This is a genomic window from Petrocella atlantisensis, from assembly GCF_900538275.1.
Classification (GTDB): domain Bacteria; phylum Bacillota; class Clostridia; order Lachnospirales; family Vallitaleaceae; genus Petrocella; species Petrocella atlantisensis.
Window position 1 is genome coordinate 2,317,956 of the sequence record NZ_LR130778.1, and the last position, 13,053, is coordinate 2,331,008.

Below are 13,053 nucleotides of genomic sequence, written 5' to 3' on the forward strand. Positions count from 1 at the left end.
GTGAGTGCTTTGAATGAGGAACAAATAAAAGCCCTTAACCTATTAAAAACGGCAAAAGGCCAAGTGGCAGGTGTTGTTACTATGTTGGAAGAAGACCGTTACTGTGTGGATGTATCAACGCAGATATTAGCTGTACAAGGTCTATTGAAAAAAGCCAATCTATTAATACTAGAGCAACATATGAACCATTGTGTTAAAGAGGCTTTTGAATCCGGTTCCGGTGACGAAAAAGTCAAAGAAATCATGAAGCTTCTTGAAACATATACGAAGTAATAGGTTGTTGTATCGTTTTATTAAAAGACTAAGGCAGGCGTTTGAGCGCTTGCCTTTTTTTATGTATACCCTTTTGAACTCTAATTCTAGGTACTAATCGTAGATGTAACACACAACTTTTCCTTGCCTTACACTTCGTACGGTCAGCGGAAAACCTGTGAATCACATCTACTCGGTAAAGGATTGTCATTTCGTCAATAAAAAGCACTGTTTAATCATCCTTCCTTTTTTACATCCATGTAAAAATGAAGGACGTTCTACATCCATGTAGAACTGTGATTAATCAGCACTTTTTCTCTCCTCATTCGGTTTCGCTATGCGTCATCTCAATATACTTAAACTCGTGTAGCACTTATAATGCGCTAAAGTAGCCAGAAACACCATAAAAGCCAACATCGACCATGAAGTTCCTGGAAGCAGTGTGTATGATGAAGTGAGTCAGCATGGATGCTGACCGTCGACTTTTGGTGCATGGATGCACCAATCGGAGACCGTAATCATACACACTGTGGAAGGGTTTTCATGGGACTCTAACTATGAACAAATGGAAGCATCAATCCCTTTACCATGATCAATAGCATACTTCAACTCATCAGCCGTGGGTACATAATTGTTAGCGACCAATCGGCCATCAATAGCAACAATAGGTGCTAACTTACTAAGAATGAAGCGAATATTGGACGCTGTTATAATCAGTTGCTCTCCGGACCCAGTATAGACGGCTTGTAGTCTATCTGCAACCTGCTTCGTATTATGCTCTTCCAAATCAAATCGCGTAATATCAGCTAGAGCCCCGTAGTGTTCTTCAAAAGCTGTAATCGTGGATGGAATCGTATGAGCAACTGGTTCACAACCACTACTACATGCGCTACATCCGGAATTTAAGGTTGCTGTATCTTGTCCTTTTAGGGTAAAAATCTCTATATTTTTTTTCATAAATACCTCTTTTCTAGTTAGGTGAGATTGGGTGTCATATGGCTATAGTTATTATATAATAAGCGTTACGTCCATGCAAGTCATGAAGAAAACAGTGTATAAATTGTCCTGTTTGGCGGTAGTTCATATAAATTTAACAAGATTAGCCTATAATATGTAGAATAAAGATAAAAAAGATGTTAAAATTATACAAAATGAACATGATATAAAATGAAGATGAACTTGGGGTGAATGCGTGAAAATACATAAATATACGGGTTTATTTGTATTCATTATATTTGTAATTCTAGTGGGTTCCGGTTGTGAAAAAGATGGTCGGGAACACATAGAAGAAGTCGTCACAGATGCGGTAAATGAAAAGCAATATCTAGGGGAGATTGCTTTTCGTATTCCTTGGCCAGCCTATTCAGGTCGTGGTGTTGCTATACAAAAAATAGTAGAAAAATATAATTTGAACAATACAACAGACTATAAGATCAGCGTAGTTGGTGGCGATGAGAATCTAAGTTTAATCCATGCTGATTTATTAGAGGATACCAAAACGATGGTATATCTTTTACCTTATCGCTATGTTCAGTATTTTGGAGAACTCGGGTTATTAGAGGATCTTACATACAGTAAAAAACCATATGAAGATTATTTTTTTGAGGAGCTATGGTCCCTTGCGACGATAGAGGACAAGGTATTTGGCGTTCCTTTTCTCGGACATGCCATGGGCCTTATTTACAACAGGAACTTGTTGAATCAGGCAGAAGTTGATCCGGCTTCAATCGTTGATTTAGAAACTTTATTAGTAGCTCTTGAACAAATTGAGTCGAACACAGAGGCAAATGGCATAGGTCTTGTAGGGGCAGATCATAATGATGTGTCATGGATGGTCAACCAGTTCATTTACGGGTTCGGCGGCCAACTGGTAGATGTGGAAGGCACCAAAGTAATGATTAACAGTGAAGCAAGTAAGCGTGCCCTTAGTTTCTATAAAAATGATTTGGGTAGATATGCACAGGAGACATGGACAGATGATAATGGTGAGGATGTCATGGCATATTTTAGACAGGGTAAAATAGCTTTTGAGATTCAAGGACCATGGGGTATAACGGATATATGGAAAAACCAAGAACCCTTTGAAACCGGCGTCATACCACTAACGGATATTGGTATATATCCTGAGGTTGGACCGATGATGATATCAGTAGATCAGAAAATGGACGATAGTATGAAAGTAGCCATTCGGCCATTTGTTGAATTCTTGATTTCCAGAGAAGGTCAGAAGTTGATTCTAAAGGGAGAATACAGTCCGGAACATGACCGTTATTATCCATTCAGGTTACCAATTAGAAGAGACATGATTGATCGTGGTTATATGGAAGATTATCCGGAGTTTTACGGATTTTTATCTGGACTTGATCAACCGAGTGTGGATGTTCCTGTACCAAAATGGCAGAGGATAAAGGACCATTACTATGAGTCCGGTCTACACGATGTTATGAAGGAAAAGATAACAATCGAAGCATTTTTAACATGGATTGAAACAGAGGGGAATATAGTCTTAAATGACGCTAATAAGGGAGGCAATAAATGAGAAAAATATTAATTGTAGATGATTCCAGCACGGACAGAATGATCGTTAGTAATCTACTGAGTGATTACCATGTTTTGATGGCGTGTGACGGTCTTGAAGCCATGAGGATACTCGAAGAGGTCCCAGACATAGACTTGATTGTTCTGGACCTAAATATGCCCAATATGAATGGCTTTGAGGTTCTTACAGCTCTTAATGATAACCCTAGTTATAAAAATATTGTAACCATTATACTCACTAATTTTGATGAGACGGAAAATGAAATTAGAGGTTTGAATCTTGGCGCCGTCGATTATATACGTAAACCATTGAATTTGGAATCATTAAAGAAAAGGATTGAAGTCCATCTCAGTCTTAAAGAAGCCAAAAAAAGAATTGAAGAACATAATGAACAATTAGAAGAAATCGTAGCCAATCGTACGGATGAGCTGGTTTATACAAGAGATACCACCATCCATGCCCTCATAGGTCTGTTAGAAGTCAGGAACCTAGAATCTTCGAATCACACCATTAGAACACAATGGATGATGAAACGTCTTTGTGAGCACTTAAAAACCAAAAGTACTTTCTCCAACATTTTAGATGATGATTATATCAATGAACTTTTTAAAACAGCCCCACTTCATGATATTGGTAAAGTCGGCATTCCAGACTCCATATTACTTAAGCCCGGTCGGCTGAATCAAGATGAATTTGAGATTATGAAAAAGCATGTGACCTATGGGGTGGAAGCACTTAGTCACCATACCGGTGATGGTAAATTGACACCAAGCTTCATTAAGACAGCCATTGATATTGTAGGTAACCATCATGAAAAGTATAACGGAAAGGGTTATCCAAAAGGTTTAGCAGGAGATTCGATTCCTTTGCCGGGTAGGTTAATGGCAATTATTGATGTTTATGATGCACTAACGAGTAAGCGTGTATATAAGGATGCGTACACACATGAGGAAGCCATTGAAATGATTGGAAAAGAAAGCGGTCAACATTTTGATCCCAAAATTGTAAGCAGTTTTCTAGAAATACAATATGATATCTTAGAAATATCTAGGGAGTATAGGCAAGAGTTGTCTTAGGAGGTGTGAACGCTATGGGTTATGTAAGAAGTATGTTTATCCTTTTGATGCTGATCTTGACACTATCAAACACGATTATAGCCAGTGAGATGGTGCTTGAACTGACAGAGGAAGAACAAGCCTTTATTCAGGAAAACCCTGTCATACAAGTAGGAATCGACCCTGGATTTGTACCCTTTGAGTTCATCGATCAAGATGGTAATTATAAAGGTATTGCTGCGGACTATCTAGAATTGATCAGCAAGAAAACAGGACTTGAATTGGTAATTAACAAAGGTTTGACCTGGTCAGAGGCCTATGAAAAAGGCGTCCTTAAAGAAGTGGATCTATTACCGGCCATTTCCAAAACGCCGGAGCGTGAAGCGTATTTTCTTTTTTCAAATCCTTTTTATTACTTTCAACGTGTTATTGTAATGAAAAATGATAATACGAGTATTAGTGGTATTGAAGATTTGGCGGGTCTGACGGTAGCCGTTCAAAAAAACAGCTCTCACCATAGCTATTTGCAAGAATATCCCAATATTAATTTAAGCCTTTATCAAACAGTTGAAGGAGCATTGTTTGATGTGGCCAATGGTTCTGAGACAGCGTATGTCGGTAACCTTGCAACGACCAGTTACTTAATCAAAGCCAATGGTTTGACAGATTTAAAGTATGTTAAATTCGAAGCAGAGGCGAAACAGTCTTTGCATTTTGCGGTACGTAACGATTGGCCCGAATTGGCAAGTATTATAGATAAAGCGCTTGCAAATATAACAGAAGAAGAAAAGATTATCATACATAACAGATGGATTGGTATTGATGGCGATGTAGATTATGGACCGATCATTCAAATAGCTTTAATTATCGGGATATTGGTAGCGGTTGCTTTTGGAGTATCTTCCTATTGGATTCTAAAGCTAAAAAAAGAGATTTCAAAGAGAATCGAGGCAGAAGAAGAGCTTTTGATGGCAAAAAAAGAAGCAGAGGTGGCCAATCAGATTAAGTCTAGCTTTTTAGCTAGGATGTCACATGAAATAAGAACACCCCTTAATGCCATTACGGGTATGGCATATCTCATGACCAAAACAAATGTTGATACGACACAATCTATGTATCTGGAAAAGATTACACAAGCGTCCGGAAATATGTTGGGAATAATTAATGATATATTGGATTTTTCCAAAATCGAAGCCGGAAAAGTTGAGATTGAAAATGTGCCATTTGAATTGGACAGAGTCATTCAGGATGTGATTAATATCGTATCTTTTCGAATTGAGGAACAAGGCATTGGTTTCAGTCTTAGTAGAGATCCTAATATACCCAATGCGCTAATAGGAGATTCTAAAAGATTAGAACAGATTCTACTGAATCTTATCAACAATGCTGTAAAGTTTACCAATGAGGGTGGTGTATATTTTGATATCCGTTTGGTTGCCAGTACCGGCCCAAAATGCCATCTTGAATTTCAAGTAAAAGATACAGGTATTGGCATGAGTGAGGAACAAGTGAATCAGCTTTTTATACCATTTTCTCAAGCAGACGCTAGTATTAACAGGAGATTCGGTGGAACAGGACTTGGTCTTTCCATTGTCAAGAGTCTGGTTAATATGATGGAAGGTAGTATCAAAACCTATAGTACCCTTAAGGAGGGCTCAACTTTTATTATTAACTTAACGTTTGATGTTGATCGTGAAAAAGAGGTTGAAGCCGCGAAGAAGGGAGCAGCAATCTATTTTCAGAACCTCAGGACAATCGTTCTTGAGAAAACAGGTGCCAATATTAATTTGATGAAAAACTATTTAGGTAGTTTTGGTATGTCAGCAGAGTTTACAACAAGTCAAACCGATCTTGTTCAAGTACTCGAAGTTGCCAATCAAGACCGAATCAAGCCCTTTGATTTAGTGATTATTGACTATGCAACTTGTATTGAAGATGGATTTATGTTTGTTAATCATATTCGCAAGTATATAAAAATCAACTTCATACCCAAAATCATTATGCTTTTACCATTAAACAGAGATGACTTATTTAATAAAGTGTTTGAATATGAAATCGATATGGCCATAACCAAACCCATTATTCCATCCGTACTGTACAATGCAATCATAGAGATTTTCAAAGAAAAGGCCATCTTATCTCATAAACCGGTTGGAGAAAATATGGTTGAGGCTATTGAGAAAAAGGACTATGATTATCATCTATTGGTTGTTGAAGATAATAAAACCAATCAGTTTATTGCCAAATCTATTTTAGAGCAAGTAGGTTTCAAGGTGGACTTAGCAGACCATGGTGAGGATGGTCTTAGGCTTTTTACAAACAATCCAAACAGATATCAGTTGATTCTAATGGATCTGCATATGCCGATTATGAACGGTTATGATACAGCCAAAGCCATTCGTGAGTTGGATGAACAGATACCGATTGTTGCTATGACAGCAGATGCCATCATGGGTGTGGAAGAAAAATGTAAAGCCCATGGGATAGAGTACTACATCAGTAAACCTTTCGAACCGGAAGTATTGCTCAAAAAGATTATTAAGATCATAGAAGCATCAGGTTATAAACGACAAGAAACCGTATTGGATGAAAGTGATGGTCTTAAGTATCTTGGCAACAACATAGAGCTTTATAAAAAGGTCATTCAGGCTTATTATGAAGAAAATCAGGATACATCTAAGAAACTTGAGGAAGCCATAGATCAGAACAATTTTAAAGAAGCAGCTCAGATTGTTCATAAGATTAAAAGTAGTTCAGGCACCATTGGTGCGAAGAAGTTGTATCAAGTAGCACGAGACTACCAGAAAGCATTAGAAGATGAGAATCTATATCAGGTTAAAGAACTTAAGGATAGATTTTCAAATCTGCTTAAAATATTACTATTAGAAATTGAATCTAGATTGTCAAAGGATTAATTAAAAAACCACCTTAGGTGGTTTCTTAATTAATTGGGGTTATAATGATTTAATTCAGTAGTAAAATAAAAAAAGATTGACGAATTACTTTAACAATGTTACACTTTAAAGCAATAACGTGAAAAGTCAAAAAACGAAAGAAGGAATAGATGATGTTAGAAGAAATCAATAAGGTTGGTAGTTTACTTTCCTATAGAGAAGATATTAAGGTCATGGATTGCACCGTTCGAGACGGTGGTTTAATGAATGATTTTAGATTTGATGAAGAATTTGTGAAGAATGTTTATAAAGCATGTGTCAAATCAGGTGTGGATTATATGGAATTTGGTTATAAATCCTCAAAAGAATACTTTAGTGAAGATGATTTTGGACCCTGGAAATTCAGTAAAGAAGCAGACCTTAGAAGAATTGTAGGGGATAACGATACAGATCTTAAAATCTCTGTGATGGCAGATGTGGGTCGAACCAACTATAAGGAAGATATCTTACCAAAGTCAGAGAGTGTCATTGATATGATACGTACAGCTTGTTATATTCATCAAATTCCTTCGGCGATTGAGATGGTGAATGATTTTCATCTAAAAGGTTATGAAACCAGTATTAATGTTATGGCTGTTTCTCATGTCAATGAACGAGAACTGGACGAAGCACTTCATCTATTGGGACAGTCGAATGTGGACATCATATATTTGGTGGATAGTTTTGGTCATTATTATCCTGAAGAAATCCGTTTATTGGCTAAAAAATATTTGGATGTGGGAGAGCAATATAATAAGAAGATTGGTATTCATGCTCATAACAATCAACAATTAGCATTTGCCAATACGATTGAAGCATTAACCCTTGGTATCAGTTATTTAGATGCGACGGTATCCAGTCTGGGAAGAGGTGCCGGTAATTGTCCGATTGAATTGTTATTAGGTTTTCTAAAGAATCCTAAGTACAGTTTGAGACCGATGTTGAATGTGATTGAGAATGATGTAGCAAAAATCAAAGAGCAAGGTATTATATGGGGGTATGATGTTCCTTATATGATTACCGGTCAGATGAATATGCATCCAAGATCAGCCATGAAGATAGTTGGAACACCGGCATGGGGTGAATTTACTAAGTTTTATGATGAGATTATGGATGAGGATTAGAGGTCACGTTGTGTGAAAATAGTCCCATGAAAACCCTTCCACAGTCTGTATGACTACGGCCTCCGGTTGGTGCGTCCTGCACCAAAAGTCGGCGGTCTGCATCCATGCAGACTAGCTTAAGTCATACAGCCAGTTCCAGGAACTTCATGGTCGATGTTGGCTTACTTAGGTATTACTGGTTACATTAACACATCATATGGAGTATGCGAATTTAGACTTTTTCGAAACCGAATGAGGAAAGAAAAAGCGCTGATTAATCACAGTTCTACAGGGATGTAGAACGTCCTTCCTTTTTACATGGATGTAGAAAAGAAGGATGATTAAGCAGTGCTTTTTATTGACGAAATGACCACCTATTACCGAGTAGATGTGATACACAGCTTTTCCGCTGACCGTACGAAGTGTAAGGCAAGGAAAAGCTGTGTGTTACATCTAGGATTATAATCTAGAATTACAGTCAGCCGATAATACCTGTGATTACAAAGTCACTAATGACGTTTCTCTGAGTACCAAACCTTTATTTCTTTCTTGAATCATTCTAATAGACCATTCATTTTGGAAGAAGATGACGGGTCGGTCATCTTTATCATGTCCTACTAAGGAATCCATAGTCAGATTCAACTTGTTCATATCAAAATCATCATTGACCCAACGAATAAATCGATAAGGCATACGTTGGGTATTGATTTCTACGCCATATTCATGGGTGAGACGATATTCTAATACTTCAAATTGCAACACCCCAACAACACCTACAATCAACTCTTCAGTCCCGGCAAAAGGTCTGCGATAGACCTGAATCGTTCCTTCTTGTGCCAATTGGGTTAGGCCTTTTAAGAATTGTTTTCGCTTCATCGCATTGATGGTTGAGATCTTCATGAAGAACTCAGGTGCAAATTGGGGAATGCCTTCATATTCAAGAGGTATATTGTCGAAGGTTAGCGTATCGCCAATGTTGAAAATACCCGGATCATGTAAACCGATAATATCTCCTGAGAAAGCAGATTCAACAATGACCCTGTCTTGTGCCATAAACTGTTGAGGTTGAGCCAGTTTGACCTTTTTACCCATATTTACATGATTAACAGTCATACCTTTTTCGTATTGACCGGAACAGATTCTTAGGAAAGCGATACGATCCCTATGGTTCGGGTCCATGTTGGCTTGAATCTTAAAGATAAAACCAGTAAAATTTCGATCTTCAGGGTCAATATAGCCCAGATTACTTTTTCTGGCCATAGGCGGTGGTGTTATATCAAGAAAGCTTTGGAGAAAAGGTTCTACACCAAAGTTGGTCAAAGCACTTCCGAAATAAACCGGCGTCAATTCACCATTTATAATCTTATGAAGATCAAAGTCATCTCCAGCCATATCCAGCAATTCAATGTCCTCTAGTAATTTATCATGTAAGTCAGAACCAAGAAGCAGTCGGAAAGCATCATCGGTAACCTCTCCGGTGACGATGTTAGCCATAGACTGACCATGATTACCTTCATTAAAGAGTTCAATACGCTTTTCTAAACGGTTATAGACACCACGAAAGTCCTTACCGTTTCCGATGGGCCAATCTACTGGGTAAGAACGAATGCCCAAGGCTTCTTCCAAATCATCAATCAAATCAAAAGGATCTCGACCTAATCGATCCATCTTATTAATGAAAGTAAAAATAGGAATGCCTCGCATTTTACAAACCTGAAATAGCTTTTTGGTTTGTGCTTCCACACCTTTATTACTATCGATAACCATGACAGCACTATCAGCAGCAATAAGCGTACGATAAGTATCCTCACTAAAGTCCTGGTGTCCTGGTGTATCCAAGATGTTGATACAATGATCCTGGTAGTTGAATTGGAGAACAGAGGAGGTGACGGATATACCTCTTTGCTTTTCAATCTCCATCCAGTCAGAAACAGCGTGTTTGTTAGAACGTCTGGACTTAACAGAGCCTGCTTCACGGATAGCACCGCCATAAAGCAAGAATTTTTCAGTTAACGTAGTTTTTCCCGCATCGGGGTGAGATATGATGGCGAATGTACGCCTTCTTTGAATTTCTTCATTGTAATTGTATTTCTTATTTGACATGAGAAAGCCTTTCTAATAAAAGTACAATGCCCTTTTGGGCGAATAAGCTACATACTTACTTCAATGATGGTATAACGTATGAAGGAGAATGTCAATTATTTTGTTACAAATTCGCTATCTAGGTCATTCATATAGGAGAAAAGTCCTTCAGCCCATTTAACAGCATCAATATAATCGAGAGAAAGTTGGTGGAGATCATATTCAATCATATCCGCATAAGCTTCAAGATTAGAAAAATCACCCTGTTCATAGGCCAAGCATAATTGGTAAGGATAGAGATAAAGGTTTTCTTCGCCAAGAAAGGTTTTCTTAACATCCGGTGTGAGTGGAAGGTTCTTGACAACTTCTTTCATAGGTTCTTGAAGTAGAACATCAATGACAGAAAGGATACCCATCAATGCCAGTTCGTCTTCATGACCTTCTAAGGAAGTTGCATGAAAAGCCATATGCTCAAGAAACTTTGACCGTACCATAGCGGTTTTGACCAATTCCGTTGCATGAGATTTGCTTAGCGTTTGCAAGGAAGCCAAGGACAGCCACTTGCTAAAAGCATTGATTCCAAGTATGGAAAGGGCTTGATGTACAGATGCTATTTGAGTGCCCAGTGAAAAGCTTGAGTTAACGATACGTAATAATTTATAGGTTAAAAAAACATCGATTTCAATGATACGGGTAATTTTCTTAAAATCCGGCTCAGACTCTTGTAGGGCTTCAAAAAGACGTAGAAACTGAGATGAACTTCCTGTTAGGTCTTTGCTCTTTATCATATGAGGACGCGCAAAAAAATAGCCTTGAAAATAGTCAAAACCAAGTTTTTTAGCCCATTCAAAATCTTCGTGGGTTTCAACTTTTTCTGCTAGGAGCAATTTGCCTTGCTTTCTATATTTGTAACATATCTTTTGAATGTCATCTCTTGAATTGTTTAAAAAATCGACTTTGATTATTTGAGACAGATTGATGATTTCATGGTAAGGATAGTCCAAGACAAAATCATCAATAGCGATTGTATAGCCATCTCGTCTAAGCCGTTCCAGTTTTTCTAAGGTATGTGGTTCCGGTTTGACATCCTCTAAGATTTCGATGACCACGTTTTTTGTTGACAACAGTTGGGGAATGTCCGAGTGGATTAAGCGAGCATCAAAATTAATAAAAGCCGTCGACTGACCTACTAAATGATCGATACCAAAGTGGAAGTAGCTGTTCATGAGAAGTATGGCTGTAGCGATATTAGATGCGATGCTTGTATTAAAATAATTCTTATCACTATCACGGTATAAGAGTTCATACGCTATCACGGCAAGATTCTTATTAAAGATGGGCTGACGCGCAACAAAAATATCCAACTTGGGGCCTCCTTATAGCAACTCAATGGCAAAATTCGACTGTTATCTAATATGCTTTTGGCTACTAAATGAGGAATTTAGCCTAAGCAAGATAGACACGATAGTCTTATTGTACTATAAAAATAATATTTTGCATAGATGAAGCGTGATATCATTATGCTATATATTATTTAGAGCTAAAATAAAAACATAAAAAAAGACGGCTCCATTTTTGGTAAAATGTAAGCCGTCTGAATGTTATTCTTTGGATTTAATGGCAATGTTTAATTCAAGCGCATAATCACTTTCATAAGTTAAAGGGACACAGATGGTTTTTGAGTCACTTACTGTAATTGTCATATCTTTACCGACTAGAATGGATGGCGGCGTAATATCAATGATAATCCCTTGCGTCGAAAAAATGGTTGCTGTGTTACCAAGAATCATGTTGGCCAGCTCACTGACAGCACTTGCAGCCATATCATTCAGTTCTGTGACAGGCATACCCATCATCATGTGTGATGCAATATTACAAGCTGTCTCATTGGACATACTGAGTATAACTTGACCTGTGAGTTGTCCTGTAATACCCACTAAGATAACAAACTTATCACCTTCAAAAACTGTTTTTGTCAGATAGGGCTTACCCATCTCTGTATCGATATTGCAAAAATCTTTCATGACCCTCTTAGATGCGGCGATGAAAGGATTGATATATTCAACATTTGCCATGGTTTATCCTCCTAAATCGAATGTAATTGACTTCATGATTATAACATGAAAATATTGGCATTGACAAACTTTCCTTAAAATATAATATTAATAGTTTCAAAGATGGGAGTTTATAGTGTATAATAGTTGTAACCTATATACCAAGGAATGACTTCGAGGTGAAAAAAGTGGCAAAAATGACATTAGAAGCATTAATAGAAAAAGTAGATGATATACCGGCATTTCCACAGACGGTCATCAACATCATGGCATTGCTCAAGGAGCCAAGGTCTGCTGCGGTAGATATAGAACGTGAAGTCATGAAAGATCAAGGATTAACAACAAAGTTATTAAAGATGGCTAATTCCGCATTTTATAGTGGAAGACGTCAGATAAAAACGGTTGCAGATGCGACTGTTCTTTTAGGTTTTGATACAGTTCAAACGCTTGTTTTGGCATCTACAGTTGGTAAAGTCATGGAAAAAGAACTAAAGGGTTACTCCTATGAGCGTAATGCACTTTGGCGACAGTCACAGATTTCAGCGATTATGGCAAGAACCATTGCAAAAAAAGCCAAGTATGCCAATCCGGATATCGCATACACTGCCGGTTTGCTTAAAGATGTTGGTAAAGTCATTTTGGATGAATACGTTCATGAATCATATCAAGAGATTCTAACAAAGATTAGCAATGAGGTTATGCCTTACGTAGCTGCAGAAGAAGAAATTCTAGGCTTTAATCATGGTCAAGTAGGTGCACGTATTGTTGAAAAATGGAATCTGGCCTCTGAACTGGTGGATGCTATTGAATTTCACCATAAGCCTTTTCAATCCATAGATAACATTGAATTGGTGTCTATTGTACATATATCGGATGGTTTGGTCATGATGATGGGTATTCATGAAGGTATAGATACACTTGGTCACGAATTTTTTACGGATGCAGTAAAGATTCTGAATCTGGATGAAGCAGATTTGAACCAAATCATGAAGGATGTAGAAAAAATTGTTTCAGAAGAGCAAATATTTATATAGA

At 37.6% G+C, this 13,053-nt stretch carries 10 protein-coding genes; 6 read left to right on the forward strand and 4 right to left on the reverse strand.

Annotated features, from left to right (window positions below):
- The first annotated feature begins 9 nt into the window (after window positions 1-9).
- On the forward strand, window positions 10-273 hold the full coding sequence (locus PATL70BA_RS10740; protein WP_125137359.1) for a metal-sensing transcriptional repressor: 264 nt from the start codon (window positions 10-12) through the stop codon (window positions 271-273).
- Window positions 274-807: 534 nt separating this feature from the next.
- Here the strand turns inward: PATL70BA_RS10740 and PATL70BA_RS10745 are convergent.
- Window positions 808-1,209 (reverse strand): hypothetical protein, encoded by a 402-nt coding sequence (locus PATL70BA_RS10745; RefSeq protein ID WP_125137360.1) that lies wholly within the window; start codon window positions 1,207-1,209, stop codon window positions 808-810.
- Between the two features lie 235 nt (window positions 1,210-1,444).
- Here PATL70BA_RS10745 and PATL70BA_RS10750 point away from each other — a divergent pair, with 235 nt between their 5' ends.
- From PATL70BA_RS10750 to PATL70BA_RS10765, 4 genes are all read left to right on the forward strand, one after another.
- A complete protein-coding gene (locus PATL70BA_RS10750) occupies window positions 1,445-2,791 on the forward strand; it encodes an ABC transporter substrate-binding protein (protein ID WP_125137361.1) in 1,347 nt (448 codons plus the stop codon).
- Window positions 2,788-3,867 carry an HD-GYP domain-containing protein gene (locus PATL70BA_RS10755; RefSeq protein WP_125137362.1) on the forward strand — a complete coding sequence of 360 codons (1,080 nt, stop codon included), beginning with the start codon at window positions 2,788-2,790 and terminating at the stop codon, window positions 3,865-3,867. Before PATL70BA_RS10750 ends, PATL70BA_RS10755 begins: the two co-directional genes overlap by 4 nt.
- Before the next feature lie 14 nt (window positions 3,868-3,881).
- Window positions 3,882-6,761, forward strand: a complete 2,880-nt coding sequence (locus PATL70BA_RS10760) for a response regulator (protein ID WP_197715755.1) — start codon at window positions 3,882-3,884, stop codon at window positions 6,759-6,761.
- Between the two features lie 149 nt (window positions 6,762-6,910).
- The gene (locus tag PATL70BA_RS10765; protein WP_125137363.1) at window positions 6,911-7,903 is read left to right on the forward strand and encodes an aldolase catalytic domain-containing protein; all 993 of its coding nucleotides are present in this window, start codon (window positions 6,911-6,913) and stop codon (window positions 7,901-7,903) included.
- 477 nt (window positions 7,904-8,380) lie between these two features.
- On the opposite strand, the gene PATL70BA_RS10770 is transcribed toward PATL70BA_RS10765, so the two are convergent.
- From PATL70BA_RS10770 to PATL70BA_RS10780, 3 genes are all read right to left on the reverse strand, one after another.
- A complete protein-coding gene (locus PATL70BA_RS10770; protein WP_125137364.1) occupies window positions 8,381-9,985 on the reverse strand; it encodes a peptide chain release factor 3 in 1,605 nt (534 codons plus the stop codon).
- Between the two features lie 95 nt (window positions 9,986-10,080).
- Window positions 10,081-11,328 (reverse strand): EAL and HDOD domain-containing protein, encoded by a 1,248-nt coding sequence (locus PATL70BA_RS10775; RefSeq protein ID WP_125137365.1) that lies wholly within the window; start codon window positions 11,326-11,328, stop codon window positions 10,081-10,083.
- A gap of 237 nt (window positions 11,329-11,565) precedes the next feature.
- On the reverse strand, window positions 11,566-12,039 hold the full coding sequence (locus PATL70BA_RS10780) for a chemotaxis protein CheX (RefSeq protein ID WP_125137366.1): 474 nt from the start codon (window positions 12,037-12,039) through the stop codon (window positions 11,566-11,568).
- Window positions 12,040-12,215: 176 nt separating this feature from the next.
- Here PATL70BA_RS10780 and PATL70BA_RS10785 point away from each other — a divergent pair, with 176 nt between their 5' ends.
- Window positions 12,216-13,052 carry an HDOD domain-containing protein gene (locus tag PATL70BA_RS10785; RefSeq protein ID WP_243116020.1) on the forward strand — a complete coding sequence of 279 codons (837 nt, stop codon included), beginning with the start codon at window positions 12,216-12,218 and terminating at the stop codon, window positions 13,050-13,052.
- Window position 13,053 lies beyond the last annotated feature (1 nt).